Source organism: Catenulispora pinisilvae (assembly GCF_015356865.1).
GTDB lineage: Bacteria > Actinomycetota > Actinomycetes > Streptomycetales > Catenulisporaceae > Catenulispora > Catenulispora pinisilvae.
In genome coordinates this window covers 1-21972 of sequence record NZ_JAAFZA010000178.1, presented here as the reverse complement: position 1 = coordinate 21972, position 21972 = coordinate 1, and the positions used below count along the sequence as shown (strand labels likewise).

The window sequence follows — 21972 nt, the reverse complement described above, 5'->3', positions numbered from 1 at the left end:
CCCCTCGCCCGGCCCGTCACCGGCGCCGACGCCCGCCCCGCCGCCCGGCCCGGACCCGGCGATGCAGCGGCTGAACAGCCAGCAGGCCAACGCCGCGGCCGACCTGACCAAGGCCGGCAACGACCTGGACGCGGCCGTGAACCTGCGCAACAGCCAGGAGCAGGCGGTCGCCAGCGCGATCAACAACGTCGTCGACCACGACGGCCTGAAGGAGAGCTTCTGGGACTGGGTCGGCGACGTGGTGGCCGACATCGGCCACATCGCCGGGGTCATCGCGGCCATCGCCGGCGCCGCGCTGTTCGTCCTGGGCATGTTCACCGGCGTCTCCGAGCTGCTGATCGCGGTGGTGACCGTCATAGCGGCGGTCGCGGCGGTGACCGCGCTGGTCTGCGACACCGTGTCCGCCATGGACGGCCGCGGCACCTGGCTGGACGTCGGCATCGACGTGCTGGGCGTGCTCTCGCTGGGTGCGGGCAAGCTGCTCGGCGCCGGGGTCAAGGCCGGGGCGACCGCGGCGCGGGCCGAGGCCGGCGCCAAGGCGATCTCCACCTTCAAGGAAGCCTGGATCAGCGGCGAGGACTGCGCCGGCGCGTGGGAGGTCGCGGCCAAGGCCAGCGGCGGGCTCAAGGGCGCGGACGCGTTCAAGGCGGTGGCCGAGGGCGCGGACAACCCGTGGTTCCCGAACGCGATGAAGACCCTGTTCAACCCGGTCGCCCTGCACGCCGCCGGTCCGGCGGACATCATGGCCGGGCTGCGGGGCGCGGCGGGCTCCTCGTACGGGATCAAGACCCTGGCGCTCGGCGGCGCCTGGGCCGGCAGCCAGGTGATCCCGCTGGCGCTAGGCTGGTCCAACCTGGGGACCCCGCCGCAGCAGTGGCTGCCGTGGGAGCACGGAAACAACCCGTGGACGGAGCCGGACCTCTTCGGGGAGGCCAAGAAGAGCCCGGTCGTCGGCATGAACGGGATCCCCGGCGTCAACTGGCAATGGCAAGCGGCCGGCTGAGCCGGACGACAACCGAACTGGACACGAGGGCGATGGCGCACACACCGGCTGACATCACGGAGCTGCTCGACCAACTGGGCTCGTCCGACCTGGCGGCCCTGGCGGCTGCGGGGTTCCGGATCGAGGAGCTGCGTACCTTGGCGGCGACGCCATACGGCGCCTCGCAGGTCGAGGCGGTGCTGCTGTGCCACACCTGCGCCGTGGGCCGCGAGCCGACCGACGCCGAGCGGTCCGCGGCGCAGACCGCGTTCCGCCGGATCGGCCACGGCCCGCGGCCCGACGGGGCGCGGGACATGCAAGCCGAGCGGGCCGCCGCCGCGAAAGTCAAGACGCGGCCGGCCGTCAGCGCGGGCGGCGGGAAGACCCGTCCGGAGCGCTCGCCGGTCGCGGCGTGGGGCACGGCGTTCGCGGTACTCGTGGTCGCGGTGGCGGTCACCCTCGTGGTGGCGATGTACGTCGGCCGGCCGGCCGCGCTCGGCATCGGCTTCGTCGGCCTGCTCGCCATCGGCGGCACCGCCATCCGCTTCCCCGCCTCCACCCGCAGCGGTGTGAACATCGCCGCCGGGCTGACCGTGGCCGGGCTCGTCGCCCTGGTGGTCGCCGCCGTCGGCGGTCCCTACCTGGGACTGCGCTACAGCGGCACGCAAGCCTCGGCCACCTCGGTCAACGCCGCCGCCCACACCAGCAGCCACGGCGGCGGCCGCACCCTCGAATGCGCGGTGCAGGCCCCCGACGGCAAGACCGTCGATCTGAAGTCCTGCCCGGACTCGGTCACGAACGTCGGCACCGCCACGGTGCCCGCGTTCACCTACGTGTACGACCCGAACGGTCACCAGGACCCGGCGCTGGGCGCCAAGTCCGATCAGGGGACCGGTTCGCAGTACGCGCTCATCGCCGCGATCGTCGTGGCCGCCGCACTGGCGGGCCTGGGCATCGCGCGCTCTCGCCCACAAAACTGAGGCTTCTGCTATGAACGGCCCCGAAACCGACGCCGGGCAGCCCGACGCCGGCGCCGCGCCGGTCCCCGGCGCTCCCCCCATACCCCGCGACTACCGCATGGCCGTCCCGGCCGGCTGGCACCGCGTCGTGCTGGACCCCCAGTTCTGGGACCGGCAGATCGGCAAGGTGGTCGATACCCAGACCGCGGGACGCGACGACCTCCCGCTGGTCAAGGCCCGGCTCACCGAGCTGATCCGGGAGCAGGCGAAAGCCGCCTATGACAACGGCGGCGTGGCGATGTACCTGTCGACGATGCGGATCGGCGACGTGCCGCTGTCGGCCTCGGCGATCATCACCTACGTCCCGGCCCTCGGCCGGACCCTGCCCGCCCTGGACCAACTGGCGATCAACTACGCCGCCGCCGGCCACGAGGCGACGATGGTCGAGCTGCCGGCCGCCGGCCTGGCGCTGCGCCGCCGGTACCGCGAGGAACTGGTCTGCGACCCCAAGGACGGCAAGGGGGTCCGGACCCTGGTCACCACCATCGTGGAGTACCGGCTGACCATCCCCAACACCCCCAACCAGGTGGTCGTCACCTTCTCCACCCCGGTCGAGCCCATCGCCGACGTCATGGCCGAGCTGTTCGACACCATCGCCGGCACCTTCGGATGGACCTACTGACCATGAGTATCGCGATCACTGACCTGACCGTCGACATCGGCGTCCCCGGCGGCGCGATCCAGCTGCCCGTCGACGACTCGCTGACCCGGGCCGACCTGGAGAGCTGGGCCGAGTCCGTGGCGTTCAGCCGTCTGGCCCCGAACACCCCCCGGGACGTCGTGGCCGCGCTGTCCGAGGCGCTGCTGACGGCCGCGGCCGACTCCCACACCCGAAGGCCCGCGCTCGCGTTCTCGTTCTGCCCGCAGCCCGAACACGGCGAGCTGGCCCGGATCGAGGTCCGGGGCCTGAAGGCGGACGCCGGCCTCACGGTGGAGGAGCTGGCCGGCTACTTCGGCAGGACTCTGTCCATCTCGCTGGAGCAGCCCGAGACCACCCGTGGCGAGCTCCCGATCGGGCAGGCGGTCCGGGCCAGGCACCGCTTCCAGGGCAGCATCGACGAGTTCGGCGAGGGCCCGGTCCTGCAGACCGTCGCCTACGCGATCCGGACCGAGGGCGTGGACGGCGTGCTGCTGTTCACCGTGACCTGGCAGGCGCTGTTCTTCAGCGACGAGCTGTTCGAGCTGGCCGACAAGCTCGCCGCGACGTTGCAGTACACGCGGCCGAAGCGCTGACGGCGCGCTCGCTGCGCGAAACGCACACCGCCGGCGCCACTTCCACGGTCCCGCCCGATCTGGTGGTGCTGCTGTCGGTGTCCGGACTCGGCTGAGCCGCGACCCGGCGGGCTACCGGGCCGGCCACCGACCGAGCAGCCGAGCTCAACGCCCCTGCGCGATGACCTTCTCCAGCGCCGCGAAGCACTCCTCGATGCAGGTGCGCATATCGCCGACGTCGCTGCGCACCCACTGCGCGAACGCCGACCGGAAGACGGCGATGCCGGCATCCGCCGTCAGCCGCGCGTCCGGATCCGGGACGCCCCGCGCGCGCAGCGCCTCGGCCAGGGCCTCGGCGATCTTGCCCATCTTGGCGCATTCCCGCTCCTGAAGCTCGGAGTGCGCGTCGATGATGACCTGGCGGGCCCGGGACATGGGGTGCCGCTCGTCGAAGAAGGCGGTGACCGCGGACAGCGCCGCCTCGACCGCGCCGAGCGGGGTGGCCTCGGGCGGGGCGGAGGTGAGCGCTTCGACCATCATCGCCCGCAGCTCTTCCCCGCCGGAGAACAGGACCTCGCGCTTGTCGCTGAAGTGGCGGAAGAAGGTGCGCTCGGTCAGACCGGCACGTTCGGCGATCCCGGCGACCGTGGTCTGGTCGTAGCCGTGCTCGGCGAACAATTCCATGGCGGCTTCTTGGAGACGTCCTCGGGGGTTCGACGGCCAGCGACTCATGGCCCCATGATAGTTGATGACAGAGACTGACATCAGTGTTAGCCTGACTGATGTCAGTCTCTGTCATCACAGGCCCGGGAGGCCACCATGCGTGTTTTCGTCACCGGCGCGTCCGGACACATCGGTTCGGCCGTCGTCCCCGAACTGCTCCAAGCCGGACACCAGGTCGTCGGGCTGGCCCGCACCGACGCCGCGGCCGAGCGGACCGCCGCCCGCGGCGCCGAGGTGCACCGCGGCGACGTCTTCGACCCGGACTCCTACCTCGACGCCCTCGACGCCGCCGACGGCGTCATCCACCTCGCCTACGACCACTCCTTCACCGACATGGCGGACGCCGCGGCCAAGGACCTGAGCGCCACCAAGGCCATCGGCGAGCGCCTGGTCGGCACCGGAAAGCCCCTGGTCACGACCGCCGGCACGCTGGGGCTGGCCCGGCACGCCCCCGGCGTGCTCGGGCTGGAGGAGCACACGGTGCACGCCGGCCCGCGCGTCGACGCCGAGAACGCGGTCATCGCGCTGGCCGAACGCGGCGTCCGCTCCTCGGTGGTGCGCCTGGCCCCGCTGGTCCACAGCGATCTGGACCACCACGGCTTCGGCCCGACCCTGATCCGCATCGCCCGCGAGAAGGGCGTCGCGGCCTACGTCGGGGACGGCGCCAACCGCTGGCCGGCCCTCAACACCCGGGACGCGGCCCGGATCTACCGGCTGGCGCTGGAGTCCGCGCCCGGCGGCACCCGACTGCACGGCGTGGAGAACGAGGGATACGCCTTCCGCCTGATCGCCGAGACCATCGCCGAGCGCCTCGGCGTCCCGACCGCGTCGATCACCGCCGACGACGCCGCCGCGCACTTCGGCTTCCTCGGCTTCGTCGTCGGAGCGGACAACCCGACTTCGAACGCCGTCACCCGCAAGACGCTCGGCTGGGAGCCGGAGCACGTCGGTCTGATCGAGGATCTGAAGCAGGACCACTACTTCGTGGAGCAGTGAAACCGGTAGAAGGTCCGGAACAGGACAGGCACCGGCCCCGACGCCTCCCTCAAAGCGCCGGGGCCGGTGCCGCCCTCTCTTCGGTCAGGTTCAGGAGGTGGTCACCGCCGTGTCGTCGATGACAGAGTTCGTGGTTCCGCCGCTGGTGTCGGTCTCGGAGCCGGTGAACTTCAGCGTGATCGTCTGTCCCGCGTAGGACGAGAGGTCGGCGGTCTGCTGCGAGTAGCCCGAGGCCGCGTTCAGGTTGGAGAACGAGCCGACGGTCGCCAGCACGGTCCCGGCGGAGTTCAGGACCTGCGCCTTGAACGTGTCCGGCTTCGCGGTCGTCGTGTTCTCCGTGGTGTCGATGTGCAGCCAGTAGGTCAGGGTCGCCGTGCAGCCGGCCGGGATGGTCACCGGCTGCGCGACGGTGTCGGTGTCCTTGCTGCCGTTGCCGTTGAACCAGGCCACCCACGAACCGGAGTGCGCCGGCTCAGCCGACGTCGCCTTGGTGATCGGGGTGAAGCCGAGCGTTGAGGACTGGGTCCAGAAGGTCGCGCCGGACTCGAAGCCCGGGTTGGCCAGCAACTGCGCGCCGGTGCACGTCCCGCCGCCGGAGCCGGTGACGGTCAGCGAGTACGACGCCGTGTGCGATCCCGAAGACGCGGTCCCGGTGATGGTGATCGGGTACGTGCCGGCCGGGGTCGTGGCGGCCGTGGAGACGGTCAGCGTCGAGGAGGCCCCCGAGCTCACCGAGGCCGGGCTGAAGGCGGCGGTGGCGCCGGACGGGAGCCCGGAGGCGGTCAGCGAGACCGACTCCGCCGATCCGGACGTGACCGAGGTCCCGACCGATACGGTTGCCGCAGAACCCTGACTCACCGACCCGGACGCCGGCGAGGCCGAGATCGAGAAGTCGTTGGCCGGCGGCGGCGGGGTGGACGCCGAGGCCGGGCTCCAGTAGTCACCGGCCATGACGATCATGACCAGGGTCTTGATGGTCTCGCCGTAGTAGCCGTCGCCATAGGGGTTGGTCTGGAGGTAGCTCCAGATCTTGTCGGTCCACGCCTGGTCCCCGGCGGCCATCGCCGACGGGCCGATCGAGTCCCCGGCCTCCTCGGCGACGTCCGAGGTGTTGTAGCCGGTGCAGTTCAGGTTCAGGTGCGGGTAGACGTTCGCCGGGTTGTCGCCGGAGACCTGCTTGGCGCACGCCTCCCACTTCTTCGCGTCGCCGAGCTCGAAGGAGGCCACCGAGGAGCCGTTCAGCAGCGCGTCGGTCCCCATGTGCCAGGGCACCCGGATCGAGTTGTAGCCGACGATGTTGTCCGGCTGGTCCTCCTGGTAGTTCGCCGGGGCGGGCTTGGGGCTGCCGCCGTCGGCGCCGACCACGAAGTCCGACAACAGGCCGGCGGATGAGGAGTAGTTGCTCACCAGCGAGCTGTCGACCGCCTCGGTCCGGGAGATGACCTTGCTCCAGTCGTGCGAGGTGTCGTACGCCGCGAACGCCCGCAGGTGGTCGATCATCTGGTCCGAGGGCCGGGTGTCGGTGTTCGGGCCGTCGTCCTCGCACTTGAGGTGGCCGTCCGGAGCCACATCGTGGTTCCAGAAGTTAGTGAGCCAGGTCTTGGCGTCGCTGGTGTACCCGCCCCACTGCTCGTCGGCGAGGATCAGGCCGTAGCCGATGTCCAGGTCGCCGTCGGTGGCGCCGTCCGGCGTGCCGGAGCTGTAGTACTTGCAGCTCTTGCCGTCCAGCTGCCACTGCATCAGGCCGTACTGGTCCTCGTGGTCCTTGACCAGCTGCCACAGACCGTTGAACTCGGTCTGCGCGCCGGCGTCGTATCCGGCCATCAGCGGCACGATGTTCATGCCGTAGCCCTGGCCCTCGGAGACCGGGCCGTTGTTGGTGGCGTCGCCGTCGCCCTTGGTGGAGACGTAGTACTCGTTGCTGGCGCAGCCGTGAACGAGATAGGTGGACTTCCAGGAGTCGTACTGTTTCTCCACGGCGGCGTCCCGGGTGGCCTGCGAGGCCGACGGCATGACGCCGACCTTGTAGGTCTGGTGCTGGGGGAACGCGTAGTTCGGTCCGGCGGCGTGGACGGCGGCGCTCTGGGTGGCGGCGAGCGCCACGCATCCGGCCAGGGTGCTGATTCCGGTCGCCAGGCTGAGCACCCGCTGCGTGCGGCGTTTCACAGTGCTCGATCCTTTCTGCGGTGGGGGTGTGGGGATTCAGCTGATCTGCAGGGCGGTGTCGTCGGCCACGAAGGTGGTCGTGCCACCGCTGGTGTCGGTCTCCGAGCCGGTGAACTTCAGCGTGACGGTCTGACCGGCGTAAGCGGAGAGGTCGGCGGTGCGCTGGGTGTAGCCGTCGGCCGCGTCGAGGTTGGAGAACGAGCCGACGGTCGCGAGCACGGTTCCGGAGGAGTTCAGGACTTGCACCTTGAACGTGTCCGGTTTGGCCGTGGTCGTGCTCTCGGTGGAATCGATGTGCAGCCAGTAGGACAGCGCCGCGGTACAGCCGGCCGGGATCGTGACGGCCTGCGCGGCGGTGTCGGTGTCCTTGCTGCCGTTGCCGTTGAACCAGGCGACCCACGAACCGGAGTGGGCCGGTTCAGCCGACGTCGCCTTGGTGATCGGGGTGAAGCCCAGCGTGGAGGTCTGGGTCCAGTCGACGGCCCCGGACTCGAAGCCCGGATTCGTGAGCAGTTGGGCTGGTGTGCAGGAAGTCCCGCCCGACGAGTTCACCGTCAGCGAATAGCTCGCGGTGTGCGTCGCGGATAGGGCGGTACCGGTGATGGTGATCGGGTAGGTCCCCGCCGGGGTGGTCGCCGCGGTCGCGACGGTCAGCGTGGACGAGCCCCCGGCCGTCACCGAGGCCGGGCTGAACGTCGCGGTGGCGCCGGTCGGCAGGCCGGAGGCGGTCAGGGCGACCGATTCCGCGCTGCCGCCGACCACGGAGGTGGACACGGTCGCGGTCGTCGAAGAACCCTGCGTCACGGTCCCGGCGGCCGGAGAATCGGTGAGCGAGAAGTCGTTCGTGACGCCGGTCCCGGTGCCCGCGGCCACGTCGGTCTTGGCCGCGTTCCAGCCGTACAGGCTCACGACCGGCGTCGCGCCCTGGAGGTCGGCGGACTTGTAGGTGGCGGTCAGGGTCTCGGACTCCCCCGGCCACAGCGTGACGTCGTTGTCGCCCCAGACCGCCGAGGTCACCTCGTTGTCGCCGGACAGCTCCGCGCCCGAGGCCGTGCCGCGCCGCAGGTCCGCGCGGAGCAGGAAGCCGACGGTCGGCGTCGTGGACTTGTTGGTGACGGTCACCGTGACCAGGCTGTCGGCGCCGTTCGGACCGGGCTGGCTCTTGGTCGAGGCGGTCGCGGAGACCGTGGCGGCCGGCAGCTTCTGCAGGGCGCTGAGATTCGCGTAGGAGCTCATCGTGGCCTGCGGGTTGCCGCCGCCGGAGGGGATGGTCGAGCCCCAGTTCACCGCGTCCGGCGTGGTCGAGTCCCAGTAGACGTTGCGGTCGACCACATTGCCGTTCTGCTTGACCAGCAACTCGACGAAGTAGACCGTGTTGGAGGCGCTGGGCAGCTTCGGCGTGAGCACCTTGTTCTGGACCTTCTGCGAGGCCAGAGACAGCGAACCCGACGTCTGGTCGTCGAGCAGGGTGCCGGCGGTGTTGTAGACCTTCGACTCGACGGTGACGCCGGACTGGGTCTGGCCGGACAGGTTGTCGACCGTCACGGTGTGGTTGTCGAGCGTGTAGATCGCGTGCAGGGAGCGGTTCGCTTCCTGGGCGCCGAAGTAGGCGCCGGCCTGGTCGTAGTCGTTGTTGTAGAGCGACCAGAGCAGCGTCGGCCAGCCCTTGTTCATCTGCCAGTAGATGGTGCCGGTCGAGGGCTGCGTGGCGTTGGTGGAGTGCGCGATGAAGGCTTCGAACTGCGCGCGGGTGTCTTCGTAGTTCTGGGCCTGCGCCTCCTGCACGTACTGCGCCAGGCTCGACCAGGATCCGTAACGCTTGGAGATGGCCTGGTCCAGGTTGTAGAGCGTGCCGAAGTCGTAGCCGCTGTGGCCGGTGCCCTCGTAGTTCGTGTGGTACTGGTTGGCGCCGGTGCTCTGCCACAGGGCGGACTGGTCCGAGGCCGACAGGAAGCGGTTGATCGAGTCCATCGTCGGCACGGTGTCGCCCGCGCTCTGTTCGGAGTCGAAGCCCCAGGCACCGCCGGCGTTGGTCAGCGTCGAGTCGCCGGACGGGTAGTGCGAGGTGTCGTACCAGTAGTTGGCCGGGACCCAGTCATAAGGACCCTCCTTCTCGCCCGACACCCCGAGCTGGTCGCTGGAGTTGTATTCGGCCGAGGAGACGAACGGACCCGGGTAGTCGGCGGCGGCGAAGCCGTTCAGCGCCTCGGATTCCTGCGTCGAGGACGGCGCGTTGTCGCTCCACTGGAAGCTGAAGATGCTCGGGTGGTTGCGCCAGACGGCGCCCTGGGTCGTCGCTGTGTTCTGATACACCGTGCCGGCCGAGCCGCTGTTCTCCCACTCGTCGCAGCACTGGTAGCCGACGTTGACCAGGATCCCGGCGGCGTCCATCTGCTGGTAGAAGTCCGGCGGCAGGAAGTGGCCCTCCAGCCGGATGGCGTTCAGGCCCATGGACTTCATCAGGGCGATCTGCTGCGCGGTGTCCGCCGGGTCGTAGCGCAGGAACAGGTCCGGATCCCAGCCGCCGCCGCGGATCACCAGCGGCTGGCCGTTGATGCCGAACTGCCGGACCCCGGAGGACGCGGCGCTCCCGGACCCGACCAGGTCCGAGCTGACGGTCCGGATGCCGAAGGTCTCAGAGGTCGAATTCAGGACGGTCGCGTTCTGCGCGACGGAGGTGGCGAGCGTGTAGAGCGGCTGCGCGCCCATCTGGTACGGCCACCAGATCTGCGGCGAGGACAGCGTCAGCGCCGGGTAGCTCGCCGGCGTGAAGGTGACGGTCGAGGTCGCGTCGGCGGCGACGGTGACGTTCTGCGTCACCGAGATCGGCGACCCGCCGCCGGGCGGGGTGAGGGTCACGGTGACCGCGCCGGTCTGGGCCGAGCCGGTGACGTTGACCACCGACGCCTTCACGGTCAGCGCGCTGCTGGACAAGTTGTCGGCGGTGTCCTGGTTCACGTGCGCGTCGTCCACGATCAGCGGGCCGCCGGTCTCCAACTGCACCGGGAACTGGATGCCGGTGTTGTTGTCCGGCGGGATCTGGGTCCAGTCCACGTCGTCCAGCGTCAGCATCGACTTCGGGTTGTTCGGGTGCATCTCGATGGCCAGCGAGTTGGTGCCGCTGACGAGTTTGGAACCGATGTTGAAGACGTTCTGGACGTAGTCGCCGGTGACCGTCGAGGACGAGGCCACCTGCGAGCCGTTGACCCAGACGTCGGCCGAGCCGACGACGCCGTTCAGGATCAGCCGCGCGCCCTGGCCGCTGGGCGGCGCGGTGAAGTCGGTGCGGTACCACCACGGGACCGAGAACTGCGCGATGGTGTCCGCGCCGATCTTGGTCATCTGCCCGAAGCAGCTCTTCATGTTGCTGGAGAAGTAGACGTTCGGGCACGCGCCGTTCTGGAGCAGGGCATTGATCTCGGTGCCCGGCGCTCCCCCGCCGTCGTTGGCGACGGACAGCCACCCGGAGGTGGAGAAGCCCGGCGTGGAGATCTGCGAACCGCTCTGCGTGGCGGTCGCGCTGGTGAGGACCTTCCAACCGGTGGCCGCGCCGAGGTTCTGGATCGCCGTGGAGCCGGTGGCCGGATCGGCCGCGGCCCGCGGCGTCGCGGCCGGTGGGCTCAGGGCGCCTTGCGAACCACTGCCGGCCGTCGCGAGTTGGACGGTTCCGGCGAGGACCGCGCAGACGAGTGCGACGGCCCCGAACGCGCGGGTCGCGGTGCGGCGGGTGCGGAGCGTGTCTCTGGATCTCATGCCCGACTCCTCGTGGGCTTGGCGGATGACGCAGAGTGCTACGGAGCTGGAACAGTGCGCGAACGATTTAGGAAAGCTTCCTAACGAGATCGGGGCGTACGCTACTCACCCCCCGACCAGGTCGTCAAGAGTCTGTGAAAGGTCCTTAACCAGAAATGGTGGAAGCGGCCGCCGGGTCGCCGGAATCCAGGAACTCCACCAGCGCGAGCGCCGCGAGCAGCAGGACGGCGAACGTCAGGACAGCCGCGCCGCTGGCGTCGTCGTAGAGCAGGAACGCGATCAGCGCGACGCCGACCACGGCCGCGCCGACCGCGCGGCGGTGCCGGTTGACCCACGGCCCGACCGGCCCGGTGGACAGGCCGACCCGCTGGGTCAGGGCCCGGCCGTGGCCGATCACGGCCTTGACGGCGTTCTGGACCGCCGGGTCGGTGGCGAGCGGGGCGACGGTCGCGACGTAGCGGTCGGTGTCGCCGATCTCGTCGGCCATCCAGACGGAGGCCACGGCGAGCGGGGCCAGGAGGGCCGCGAGGGCGAGGAGGAGAGCTGAGGCGATGGAGCGGATGCGGTGCGCCACTCCTCGCCTCCGGTCCCGTCGCTGAGGCGGGCGCCGCGTGGACCCGCGTCGGTCCAGTCGAAGGCTGATGGGGTCCGGCGGCCACCGGGGTTCGGCCGGCGGAGTGAGAGCGGAGTGAGGCGCGACGCCGGGGCGGCTTCACCCCCTTGAACTCATGTCAGGATTCCCATACATTCATGCGTAAGGAAGTCCTGACACGGAAGGAGCGCGCGATGGGCTGGCTCTACGAAGGCGTCCCCGACGAGGAACACGAGGGCCACGCGGTCGGGGTGCTGGCCAACGGCGTCATCCCCGCCTACGGCTCGGGCGGCCGCTGGTCCGAGCTGGAGTTCCGGGACGGCTGGTGGTCGGCGGGCGGCGGCGTGGACGACCCGGGCGTGGAACCGGCGTGGCTGGTCCCGGCGTGCGTGTGCGGGTGGCGCGGCGAGCGGGTCGGGTACGACCCGCGGGCCGAGGCGGCGGCGCGCGGGCAGTGGGACGTCCACATGGACGACGTCACCGTGTACTTCCTCGCCGCCGCCAAGGCCGCCGAGGGATTCGTCGGCGCGCTCCAGACGGCGCGCGAGGAAGGCGAGTACGACGCCCGGCCGCTGGCGGTCATCAAGGCTCTGCGGGTCACGCAGACCCGCGTCGGCTCCGAGATCGCGGCGGCCGTGGGCGCCGCTCGGGCCCGGGAGCTGAGCTGGGAGCTGATCGGCGAGGCGCTGGGCGTGACCCGGCAGACCGCGCATGAGCGGTATCGGGAGATCGAGGCCGTCGCGGCGCGGTCCTGAGGACCGACCGCGTCAGAGCCCGAGCACCACGTCAAAGCCCCGGCACCAGGTCAGAGCCCGAGCACCGCGTCAGAGCCCGAGCACCTTCGCCTTCGCGGCGGCGAACTCGGCGTCGCTGAGCACGCCCTGCTGCTTGAGGGCCGCCAGGCGTTCGAGTTCGGCGATCGAGTCGCCGCCCGGCGCCGGGGCGGCGGCCTGGGGCGCCGGCGGCGCCTGCGGCTCGGCCTCGGCTTGCCGGTCGGCCTGTCGCCTGCGCACACCGCCGGCGACGGCGCTCGCCGTCCCGGCCACCACAGCGGTGCGCGCCGCCGCGCCGAGCAGGCCGGGACCGCGGCGAACGACCACGGGGCGTCCGAACATCATGGGAGGCTCCTTCGCTTCGCGCTCCCCCCTCCTGCGCCACCGTAGGTGGACCCGGCACGCGCCGCACGCCGAGCCGCCCGCTCCACCCGGGCGCAGCAGCCCACGCTGCGGGGTACGCCTGCGGCGGCCAGGCTGGCAGGACAGCGCCGGACGACCTGAGGAGCGTGGCCATGGCCCTGGAATCGACGGAGATCGGCCCGGTTCAGTACGCCGTGGTGGCCTTCCGGGACGGGAAGCTGAACGGCGAGGTCGCGTCGGCTTTGGCGGACGTCGTGAAGAGCGGGGCGATCCGGATCATCGACCTGGCATTCGTGCAGAGCGATCCCGACGGGACGCCGCGCTATCTGGAGCTGGACACCGTGCCCGCCGAGTTCGCCGCCGCGCTGGACCGGCTCGACGGCGAGGTCCACGGGCTGCTCAGCGAGGACGACCTGAAGGACCTGGCGATGTCGCTGCCGCCGGGCTCAGCGGGGCTGTTCGTGGTGTGGGAGGCGCTGTGGGCCAAGCGGCTGGTCGCGGCGGTGCGCGAGGCCGGCGGCGAACTGGCCGCGCTGGACCTGATCCCGCACGACGTGGTGGTCACCGCGGTCGACGCGCTGGGCTGAGGAGCGGGCAGGCGGTGACCGCGTCGATGTCGGCGCGGTACAACCGCCCGAAACCGGCGGCGGGGTCGTGGTCCGCGGCCGGCCGCCGGGTTCACACGTCCGGCGCTGGCGACGTTTGCGCAGGCCCCGGGGCGCGCAGACCAGCGGGTGACCGTTGCCCCCGACTCAGCGAGGTCACCGTTGAAACAGCGTGTGAACAAGGGTGCGGCCGCGGCCGCCGCGGTGTCCGTGCTCCTGCTGGCCGCCACCGGCTGCGGATCGTCGAAGGCGAAGTCGTCGGAGTCGACGCCGGCCGCGGCGTCCTCCAGCTCCTCGACGGCTTCCGCCTCGCCTTCGGCGCAGACCTCTGACCAGTTGCAGTCGGACTACGAGACCGTGGTCGGCAACGTGCTGCCCTCGGTGGTGCAGATCAGCACCAGCAGCGGCCTGGGCTCCGGCGTGGTCTACGACGGCAAGGGCGACATCCTCACCAACGCGCACGTCGTCTCCGGCGCCACCAGCTTCCAGGTGACCCAGCCCACCGGCGGCCAGCCGCTGACAGCCTCGCTGGTCGGCAGCTATCCGACCGGGGACATCGCGGTGATCCGGGTCGGCAGCGGCGGGAACACGCTGAAGCCGGCGAAGTTCGGCGACTCCACCAAACTCCGGGTCGGGCAGATCGTGCTGGCGATGGGCAGCCCGCTGGGCCTGACCGGCACGGTGACCCAGGGCATCGTCTCGGCCCTGGGCCGGACCGTGACCTCCAACGACGGCTCCGGCAGCGGCGCGGCGATCACCGTGGGCGATGCCATCCAGACCTCCGCGGCGATCAACAACGGCAACAGCGGCGGCGCGCTGGTCGACCTGTCCAGCGAGGTGGTCGGCATCCCGTCGGCCGCGGCGCTGAACCCGGAACTGGGCAACAGCGCCGCGCCCGGCATCGGCTTCGCGATCCCGACCGCCACCGCGACCCGGATCGCCGACCAGCTGATCGCCTCCGGCAAGGTGACCGACTCCGGCCGCGCCGCGCTCGGGGTGAAGGTGACCGGCGTGGTCGACAACAACGGCCAGCCGGCCGGGGTGGGCATCGCCGAGCTCGAACCGAACAGCGCCGCCGGGAACGCGGGGTTGAAGGTCGGGGACGTGATCACCGCGGTGAACGGCTCCTCGACGCCGGACCTGACGACGCTGTCCCAGGTGCTGGTGTCACTCAAGCCGGGACAGCAGGTCCCAGTCGCGTACACGGCGCCGGACGGATCGAAGCACACCGCGACGGTCACGCTGGGGACTTTGAACGGGTAAGCGGGTGGTCAGGTTTGGGTGGTCGGGCTCGGGTCGCCGGGCTTGGGTCGCCGGGCTTGGGTCGCCGGGCTGGGTGGTCGGGCTCAGACGGCCGCGCCGGGGCGATCAGGCGGTCACACGGTCCACGGCGGCACGACGCCGTCGCCCGCCCGCGGCAGCACCCACGCGCGGCCCCCGACCGGCGCGGTCACGATCGCGCTGAACCCGGTCGCGGCGTCCGGGGCGACCTGGCGCTCGGCGTCGGCCGGCACCACGACGGTGTCCCCGGCCCGCACGGCGTGCGTCTCCCCGGCCACCGTCACGTCGGCGCCGCCCTCGGTGAAGACCCATATCTGCTCGACATCGATGACGTGCAGCGGACCGGCCGGCGCGGTGGCGGCGACGTCCACCCGCCAGATCGGCCGCTCGGCCGCCCCGAGGGTCGGCGAGGCGAGGGTGGTCATGGTGCCCGCCGGGGTCTGAGCCTGGCGGTTCTCGGAAGTACGGATGACAGGCATGGTCGCTCCTGGGATCACATCGACTAGAATCGACAACAGTGTTGTCCTTAATAGACAATGGGGTTGTCGATCGTGTCAAGCACTCTTCCGCCGCGCGGCTCTGACCTGCCATTACTTCTGCTGCTCGGATTCCGCGCCCTGATCGACGACGTGCACGCCGAACTCGCCGAGGCCGGCCACGCCGGCTTCCGGCCGCTGCACGGCGTCACGTTCAAGGCCATCGGCGACGGGGTCACCGCCTCCGAGCTGGGGCGGCGGCTCGGGGTGTCCAAGCAGGCGGCCGGTAAGACGATCGAGGGGCTGGAGCGCGAGGGGTACGTGGAGCGGGTCTCCGACCCGGGGGACGCGCGCAGCAAGATCATCCGGCTCACGCCGCGCGGGGTGGACGTACAGCAACAGGCGTTCAAGGTGATGGCGGACCTGCGGGCGCGCTGGGCCGAGCGGCTCGGCGAAGGTCGGATGACCGCGATCGAGGACGCGCTGCGGGAGATGACGGCCGATCGGGAGACGCGGTTCGACATTCCGGGCTGGTTCAACGGGTAGCGCTCGGCCGGTCGCTATGGTCGGGATGCGTGCGGATCATTCGGGTTTGGGTAGCTGCGGCGGTGGCTGTGGGGTGCGCGGCCGGGTGTGCGGCCGGCCCTCGTTCCGGGGTGCCGGCGCGGTCTTTGCGGCCGGCGGCCGTGGCTTCGAGCGCGGCTCCTGCTCCGCCGGCGCCGGCATCGCCTACGCCGTCGGCATCGCCCACGACTCTCTCGTCCGACGGCATCCCGACTCTGCTGACCATCCCCGCGCTCGGCATCAAAGCCCCGATCGTCGTCACCGGCACCGATCCCGACGGCGTTCCCGAGACTCCGCCCTTCGACCGGCCGGACGAGGTGGGTTGGTACGGCCGCACGGCGTCGCCGGGCAGCCAGGGCGCGTCGGTGATCTGGGGCCATCTGGACACACCGAAGCAGACCGCTGTCTTCCTGTATCTCAGGGACCTGCGTCCAGGCGCACAGATCCAGGTGGCGCGTGACGACGACACCGAGGCGACGTTCACGGTTGAGCGGGTAGCCACCTACCCGGACGACAACTTCCCCGCCGACCTCGTCTACAACGATCCCGGATACCCCGCCCTCCGCCTCATCACCTGCGGCGGCGGCTTCGACCGGAAGACCCACGCCTACCTCAGCACCGTGATCGTCTTCGCCCGGCTGACCGCGATCGGGTCCTCGACGAACCGTCCCGGCACGCACTGATCATCGGTCTTATCCCGCCCCCAGCCGATCCGCGCCGTGTCGGTCCGACCCCTCGGGGCCGGGACCGTCTCGACTGTGATCATGAAACATCGACTGCTCACCGGCCTCGCCGTGGCACCTTTGACCCTCGCCGTCCTGACCGCCGGGCCGGCCGGCGCGGTCGCCGGCGTCCGCGTCACCACCCTGTCCGGAGCCCAGGGTTGGCGCGTCTCGCCGTCCAACGCCGGCGAGGTGGCCATCTCCGGCGCCGTGGACGACCCGATCCGCAAGGACGGCAGCCTGCGCCTGGACAACCTGGCCGGCGGCGCCCGCGCCCAAGCGCAGTTGCCGCTGGTCGCCCCGCTGGACAAGGTGGCCGGCAGCCGGATCGCGTACAGCGCCTACGTCGCCTCCGGCGCCGACCCGCAGTACGGGGTGAACCTCCAGCTGGAGATCGCCGGCGGCAACTTCTACACGACCCTGAGCTACCAGCCGCACCTCGACGGCGGCCTGGGCACCGGCACGTGGCGCACGTTCGCCAACCGCCGCGGCGCGGCCGTCTGGTGGTCCTCCCGCGCCTTCGGCAGCATCCCGTCGAACAAGCCGGTGACGCTGGCCGACGTGGTCGCCGCCGAGGGACCGAACGCGCACGTGATCAACGTCTACCTGAACGTCAGCGCGGCCCTGGACGCCTACGCCGACAACGTGGCGGTGGACGGGGTGCGCTACAACTTCGCGGCGACCCCGAAGCCGCTGACGGTCACCTACGACATGCGCTGCGAGGAGGGCGGCGGCGGCACGGTCGCGATCAGCGCGGCCAACAACACCGCCTCGACGCAGCGGCTGGACGTTCAGGGCGCGGGCCTGACGCCGCGCACGCTGCGCATCAGCGTCCCGCCGAACGGCACGGCCACCAAGAGCGCGCGCATCGGCACCGCACCGACGGTGGTGACCGCGCGCCGCGCGGGCGGCGGCTCCAAGTCGGCGACCCTGCACGGCTGCCCGGAGCAGGGCAAGGGCACCGCACCGGAGCAGAGCGGCGACCTGACCCCCGGCGTGCCGGGCAAGGCCGGCGGCGGCTTCGCGGCCGAGGGCGGACGGCCGGTGCTGGCCGCGGCGGTGACGGAGCCGGCGAAACAGGCCACTGATTCGGTGGGGCTGCTCGCCGGGAGCATGGTCGCCGGGGCGGGAGTCGCGTTCGCGGGGACGGCGATGGTGCGGCGGCGCAAGGACGTTCGGCGCTGAGGTGCTGAGGGTGCTCAGGCCCTGCGGGTAGCGGGTAGCGGTGGTGCGGCGGCGGGAAGGGACTCGGCGCCGCACCGACTCGCGGGCGGCACGGTAAGCAGCCCTAAAGCTCGCAACCCTAAAGCTCGCGGTCCTATCCCTCCGGCGCCAAATAGATCCGCACTCTCGCCGGCAAGCCGTCCGCCGCGATCCAGCCGCCGGTGTCTTTCCGGACAAAGCGCCATCCCGCCCGCTCGTAGAGCGCGATCGGCCCCGGCGCGTTGGCGTCCACTTCCAGCACCGCCTGGCGCGCCTCCTCAACCGCCGCCCGCGCGGCGCGGTCGAGCAAGTCGGCGGCCAGTCCTCCGCGCCGCGCGTCCACCGCCACGTAGAGCCGCCCTACCAGAGCCAGTTTCGTGGCGGGCAGGCTGATTCCGTCGGCGAAGGCGTCGCTGGGCTGGGTGAGCAGCACATGCCCCAGCACTGTCTCGGCGTCGGCCGCGATCCAGGCGCCGAGCATGCGGTCGGGTGTCAGCCAGTGCCGCGGGTCGGCGGGCCAGTGGACCGGGTAGCCGTCCTTCTCGTGCACGCCGCGCAGTGCCTGCACGCAGCCCGGCAGGTCCTCGTCGCGCCGGGGTCTGATCACTGGTGCGGCCATGGCGCTCAGGATAGCCAGCAGCCGGCGTGGTTGAGCGGCGGGCGGCCCGTCCGAGCCCCTGGGCGGGCCGTCCGCCATCGTCCGCGTGTCACGCCCCATACCCTGACACGCGGCGTCTTCCCCGTTCCCCTTCTGACCGACCGGCTCCGGCCCGCCAGCTTCCGCAGTCAGCTCTGCCCCGTCAGCTCCGGCGGCCAGCTCTGCCCGTCAGCTCCAGCTGAGCGTGGCGGTCGCGGCGGGGCCCTCGTCGCCGGTCGGGGACACCGGGACCAGTTGCACCGTGGTCGTGGCCTCGCCGGCGACCTGGTCGATCTCGGCGACGTAGAAGACCTCGTCGTAGGTCCGCCCCAGCGCCTCGACCGTGCCGTCCGGACGCACGCGGCGCAGGTCGTAGTACCAGACCCCGGAGGTGGCCAGCGTCCAGGACAACAGCATCTCGGCGGCCGTGCCGTTGACGTACGACGCGTCGATCGCGAACCCGGCGGGCACCGACGGCACCACCGCCGCGCCGTCCAGGAACGCCAACTCCCCCACGTTCACCGCGTAGCTCGTGGCGGCCGAAGCAGCGAACTGCAAGCTGATCGCGGCGATCGTGCGTCCTGTATAAGAGCCCAGCGAAACCGTCTCCGTGTTCCAGCCAGCTGAATACGTGGCGCCGATCGGAAGCCACGTCGTCTGCGTCGGCGCGTCAGCGAACACCAGCCCGATGCTCAGACCGAGGTCGGTACCGGCACCACCCGCGTTGTAGCGGATCCGGGCGGTCGTGTTGGAACTCGTCGCCAGCTGCGTCTTGAACAGCCGGATCACGCTGCTGTCCCCGGCGTTCTGCGTCCCGCTCACCTTCAGCGAAGCGCCGCCGTCCCACGCGGTCGTCAGGTCGTAGTCGACGGCCGCCGCCGCCGACGTCCCGGTGCTCGTCACCCACCACTGCCACGTCGGCAGGACGTCGGCGACACCCGCGTTCGCCCACTGATTCGCGCTGATCTGCATCCCGGCCCGCCACACGCCGAAACCCTTGCCGGTGTTGAAGCGCGTGACGAACGGAAACGAGCCGATCGCCGAGCGCTCGACGATGTAGTGCGCGACGCCGTCCCACACCTGGTACGTGTCGTAAGGCGTGCTCGTGTCGCCGCTGGCCGGCGCGCGGAACCGGCCGGTACGCGTCGGATCGCCGTTGGGGCCGGACCAGTAGTAGCGCTCCTTGGCGTACCGGTCGGCCTGGTTGGCCGGGACCGTCAGGTCCACGCCCGGCGGGCACAGGATGTTGGTGGTGCTGCCGAACAGGCCCCAGCTGTTCTGCGCGGTGCCGCCCTCTGGGAAGTTGCCGCGCGGATCGTAGCCGTACTGGACGAAGCCCCGGCCCTGACATTCGGTGCCGAAGTACGAGACCTGATACGGGTCCAATCCGAGGCTCTGCACGAGAGAGCGCGACGAGGCCGCCGCGGTCCCGTCCCACGCGTAGTTCACGAACAGGCTGTTACACACCGGTGTGGAGCCGTTGAGCACCCACGGCGCGTTCGTCGAGTCGAACTGGTTCTGATAGTTCAGCGTGCCGTCGGGCATCATCGCGTCGTAGTACTGGACGTGGAATCCGGCTGGCGCCGTGGCCCGCAGGTACTCCAGCATCGCCATCAGGTTCGCGGCGTCGGCGGAGGCGACCGTGGCCTCCTGGTTGATGAAGTAGCCGTCGAACCCGAAGTACCGGGCCATCGCGATCAGCTGGTCGGCGACCGGATACGTGCCGTCGGGGTTCGGCGTGACCAGGGTCGAGAAGGTGTCGCTACGCGGCCAGAACCAGCAGCCGAGGGACTTGGCGCCGTTGCGGTGCGCGGCGTCGGTCCACGCCGGGTTGGGGAGGTTGACGATGCCGTAGGTCGCGTTGGTGTCGAGCGTCGAGGTGGCCGTGATGACGCCGTGCCAGGACGCGTAGATGTCCGTGTACTGCCAGAAGCGGGACGTGCGCAGCGTGACGTCGTTCTGGTACCGCAGCGCGCGGTAGGCCATCGCGCCCAGGTAGTCGTCGGACAGGTCGATCACCTGCGGGCCGAAGGCGAGCGCCGGGTTGGCCTGGGTCGCGGCGAAGGCCGGGATGCGCGGGGCGAGGGGGACGCGGGAGCGGAAGTACTTGGCGTAGGGGTCGCTGGACGCGCTCCACGAGGCCAGGTCCTTGGCCAGGTAGCCGTGCATCCACGGCTCGTTAGGGGTGACGGTCAGACCGGCCGGGTCGGTGGTGGATCCGGGCGGCGGGCTCGCGGCGGCTCTCGCGCGGGATCCGACAGGGGCTGCGGCGGGAACTGCGGCGTCGGCGTCCGACTCCGACAGCTGGAGCAAGCCACTGAGACCCAGCGTCAGCCCGGCCGCGCCGGCGCCACGCAGAACGAAGCGCCTGCTCGGTCCCGTCTGTTCGATTCCCATGGTCCTCCGCTACGGATGACACCTTCAGATGACAACACACGTAGAAAAGCGATTTAGTTTCCGGTGACTGTCTCACCGTGAAACTCCTCGGTCAATGGCCTGCCTCGTGATGTAGGCTCTCCCGGCGCCCGGGATATGGGCGCTGGGAAATCGGGTTATCCGGGGGGATAGACCATGTACGCACAGCTTCCGTGCTCTGATCCGGTCTGCCGGACCGTCGCCGGCGTGCCGTCCAGCCTGCTGCCGCTGCAACTGCGGGTCGTGGTGCAGCCGGCCGGCGCGCCGCTGGGCGACGACGCGTTCACCGTCGCCTTCCACCCGGATCTGGTCGGCGCGGTCGTGGTGAAGGGACGCCAGGACGAGGCGCTGGTGCTGACCCGGCACCTGGCCGCGACGTGGCAGGTGCCCGCCGCGCGGCTGTGGGAGGACGCACTTCGCGCACTGAGCGTCGAACCGCTGGACGTGCGGCAGTTCACCCTGCCCGCCTCCCGCACCGAGGCCTACTCGGTGACCGGCATGGGCTGGCCCGGCGCCGCGCACATGTTCCGGCTGGAGCCGGTACTGAGCCGCCGGCTGCCGCTCGGCGCGCTGGTGATGCTGATGGACGGCAACTCGTTCGTCACGCTGCCACTGGAGTCGAACGCGACCCTGCACGCCGCCTCCGCGCTCTGGGACCTGAACGAGACGCTGGGCCGCCACGCGCTGGAGCCGCTGCCGCCGCGGCTGTTGTGGGTGCGCGGGTGGACGGTGCGCGATCTCGACGCGGCGGTGGTCGACGGGACGTTCACCGCCACGCTGCCTCGCGAACTCGGGGCTCCTTTGGCGGAACTGAACTGATCTGGTTCACGGAACCGAACCGCTCTAGTGACGGAACTGAACTGATCTAGTTCTAAGATCCGCCCTTCTAGTTCTAAGATCCGCCCTCGCCCGAACCGGCGGCCACCAGGCCGGATTCGTAGGCGAAGACGACGGCCTGGGCCCGGTCGCGCAGGCCGAGTTCGGCCAGCAGGTTGCTGACGTGGCTCTTCACCGTGTGCTCGCTGACCACCAGCGCCGCGGCGATCTCGGCGTTGGAGTGCCCGCGCGCCACCTGGCGCAGCGCGTCGATCTCCCGCTCGGTCAGCTTGGCCAGCTCCTTGCGCAGCGCCGCCCGGACGTGCGGCGGCTCAGGGCGTCCCGGATCAGCCGCCGGGTGACGCTCGGGGCCAGCAGGGACTCTCCGGCCATGACGAGCCGGACCGCGCGGACCAGCTCGTCGCGGCGGACGTCCTTGAGCAGGAACCCACTGGCCCCGGCGCGCAGCACGTCATAGACGTAGGCGTCGATGTCATACATGGTCAGCACCAGGACCTTCGCCGACGTGCGGCGGCAGATCTGCGCGGTGGCCGCCATGCCGTCGACGCCGGGCATCCGGATGAGGTGCGGGAGGTTCAAGGTTTTGGGGCGGAGAGTGTTCGGGGTGAGGCAGGCGTTGTCGAGTCGGGGTGTTTTCGAGTCGGGGTGGGTTT

The 21972-nt window shown here is 70.8% G+C and carries 19 protein-coding genes and 2 pseudogenes; 12 read left to right on the top strand and 9 right to left on the bottom strand.

The window, feature by feature from the left end; translation table 11 throughout:
- The 4 genes and pseudogenes from IZR01_RS35250 to IZR01_RS35235 all read left to right on the top strand — a co-directional run.
- A pseudogene (locus IZR01_RS35250) lies at positions 1-1003 on the top strand (hypothetical protein); the annotation flags it as partial.
- Positions 1004-1035: 32 nt separating this feature from the next.
- Positions 1036-1962: a hypothetical protein gene (locus tag IZR01_RS35245; protein WP_194926370.1), complete on the top strand. Its 927-nt coding sequence runs from the start codon at positions 1036-1038 to the stop codon at positions 1960-1962.
- A 10-nt stretch (positions 1963-1972) separates the two neighbouring features.
- Positions 1973-2623 carry a hypothetical protein gene (locus IZR01_RS35240; RefSeq protein ID WP_194896378.1) on the top strand — a complete coding sequence of 217 codons (651 nt, stop codon included), beginning with the start codon at positions 1973-1975 and terminating at the stop codon, positions 2621-2623.
- Positions 2624-2625: 2 nt separating this feature from the next.
- The gene (locus IZR01_RS35235) at positions 2626-3234 is read left to right on the top strand and encodes a hypothetical protein (RefSeq protein WP_194896379.1); all 609 of its coding nucleotides are present in this window, start codon (positions 2626-2628) and stop codon (positions 3232-3234) included.
- Between the two features lie 144 nt (positions 3235-3378).
- Here IZR01_RS35235 and IZR01_RS35230 read toward each other — a convergent pair whose 3' ends face one another.
- Positions 3379-3897 carry a TetR/AcrR family transcriptional regulator gene (locus IZR01_RS35230; RefSeq protein ID WP_228560889.1) on the bottom strand — a complete coding sequence of 173 codons (519 nt, stop codon included), beginning with the start codon at positions 3895-3897 and terminating at the stop codon, positions 3379-3381.
- Between the two features lie 135 nt (positions 3898-4032).
- Here IZR01_RS35230 and IZR01_RS35225 point away from each other — a divergent pair, with 135 nt between their 5' ends.
- Positions 4033-4932 carry an SDR family oxidoreductase gene (locus tag IZR01_RS35225; RefSeq protein WP_194926368.1) on the top strand — a complete coding sequence of 300 codons (900 nt, stop codon included), beginning with the start codon at positions 4033-4035 and terminating at the stop codon, positions 4930-4932.
- 90 nt (positions 4933-5022) lie between these two features.
- Here the strand turns inward: IZR01_RS35225 and IZR01_RS35220 are convergent, their stop codons facing one another.
- From IZR01_RS35220 to IZR01_RS35210, 3 genes are all read right to left on the bottom strand, one after another.
- Positions 5023-7098 (bottom strand): glycosyl hydrolase family 8, encoded by a 2076-nt coding sequence (locus IZR01_RS35220; RefSeq protein WP_194926367.1) that lies wholly within the window; start codon positions 7096-7098, stop codon positions 5023-5025.
- Between the two features lie 36 nt (positions 7099-7134).
- Entirely contained in the window at positions 7135-10851 is a 3717-nt protein-coding gene (locus IZR01_RS35215; RefSeq protein ID WP_194926366.1) for a glycosyl hydrolase 2 galactose-binding domain-containing protein, read from the bottom strand.
- Between the two features lie 145 nt (positions 10852-10996).
- Positions 10997-11425: a hypothetical protein gene (locus tag IZR01_RS35210; protein WP_194926365.1), complete on the bottom strand. Its 429-nt coding sequence runs from the start codon at positions 11423-11425 to the stop codon at positions 10997-10999.
- A gap of 176 nt (positions 11426-11601) precedes the next feature.
- Here IZR01_RS35210 and IZR01_RS35205 point away from each other — a divergent pair, with 176 nt between their 5' ends.
- Positions 11602-12198, top strand: coding sequence for a hypothetical protein (locus IZR01_RS35205; protein WP_194926364.1), 597 nt, complete (start codon positions 11602-11604; stop codon positions 12196-12198).
- Between the two features lie 69 nt (positions 12199-12267).
- On the opposite strand, the gene IZR01_RS35200 is transcribed toward IZR01_RS35205, so the two are convergent.
- Positions 12268-12561 carry an SHOCT domain-containing protein gene (locus IZR01_RS35200; protein ID WP_228555153.1) on the bottom strand — a complete coding sequence of 98 codons (294 nt, stop codon included), beginning with the start codon at positions 12559-12561 and terminating at the stop codon, positions 12268-12270.
- 170 nt (positions 12562-12731) lie between these two features.
- Between IZR01_RS35200 and IZR01_RS35195 the strand changes: the two genes are divergently transcribed.
- Positions 12732-13166 carry a DUF6325 family protein gene (locus tag IZR01_RS35195; RefSeq protein ID WP_194896385.1) on the top strand — a complete coding sequence of 145 codons (435 nt, stop codon included), beginning with the start codon at positions 12732-12734 and terminating at the stop codon, positions 13164-13166.
- 180 nt (positions 13167-13346) lie between these two features.
- On the top strand, positions 13347-14447 hold the full coding sequence (locus tag IZR01_RS35190) for a S1C family serine protease (RefSeq protein ID WP_194896386.1): 1101 nt from the start codon (positions 13347-13349) through the stop codon (positions 14445-14447).
- A gap of 113 nt (positions 14448-14560) precedes the next feature.
- Here the strand turns inward: IZR01_RS35190 and IZR01_RS35185 are convergent, their stop codons facing one another.
- Positions 14561-14944 (bottom strand): cupin domain-containing protein, encoded by a 384-nt coding sequence (locus tag IZR01_RS35185; RefSeq protein ID WP_194896387.1) that lies wholly within the window; start codon positions 14942-14944, stop codon positions 14561-14563.
- Positions 14945-15016: 72 nt separating this feature from the next.
- Here IZR01_RS35185 and IZR01_RS35180 point away from each other — a divergent pair, with 72 nt between their 5' ends.
- The 3 genes from IZR01_RS35180 (at position 15017) to IZR01_RS35170 (ending at position 17412) form a co-directional block, all read left to right on the top strand.
- Positions 15017-15487: a MarR family winged helix-turn-helix transcriptional regulator gene (locus IZR01_RS35180; protein ID WP_194896388.1), complete on the top strand. Its 471-nt coding sequence runs from the start codon at positions 15017-15019 to the stop codon at positions 15485-15487.
- Between the two features lie 140 nt (positions 15488-15627).
- On the top strand, positions 15628-16188 hold the full coding sequence (locus IZR01_RS35175; protein ID WP_194926363.1) for a class F sortase: 561 nt from the start codon (positions 15628-15630) through the stop codon (positions 16186-16188).
- Positions 16189-16269: 81 nt separating this feature from the next.
- A complete protein-coding gene (locus IZR01_RS35170) occupies positions 16270-17412 on the top strand; it encodes a hypothetical protein (protein WP_194896390.1) in 1143 nt (380 codons plus the stop codon).
- A gap of 133 nt (positions 17413-17545) precedes the next feature.
- Here IZR01_RS35170 and IZR01_RS35165 read toward each other — a convergent pair whose 3' ends face one another.
- Together IZR01_RS35165 and IZR01_RS35160 are read right to left on the bottom strand one after the other, a co-directional pair.
- Complete coding sequence (locus IZR01_RS35165; protein WP_194926362.1) at positions 17546-18049, bottom strand: GNAT family N-acetyltransferase; 504 nt, start codon at positions 18047-18049, stop codon at positions 17546-17548.
- A gap of 207 nt (positions 18050-18256) precedes the next feature.
- A complete protein-coding gene (locus IZR01_RS35160; protein WP_194926361.1) occupies positions 18257-20464 on the bottom strand; it encodes an endo-beta-N-acetylglucosaminidase in 2208 nt (735 codons plus the stop codon).
- A gap of 174 nt (positions 20465-20638) precedes the next feature.
- On the opposite strand from IZR01_RS35160, the gene IZR01_RS35155 reads away from it, so the two are divergent.
- Positions 20639-21301: a hypothetical protein gene (locus tag IZR01_RS35155; protein WP_194896393.1), complete on the top strand. Its 663-nt coding sequence runs from the start codon at positions 20639-20641 to the stop codon at positions 21299-21301.
- Positions 21302-21374: 73 nt separating this feature from the next.
- Here the strand turns inward: IZR01_RS35155 and IZR01_RS35150 are convergent.
- Positions 21375-21972: pseudogene (locus IZR01_RS35150) on the bottom strand (LuxR C-terminal-related transcriptional regulator); the annotation flags it as partial.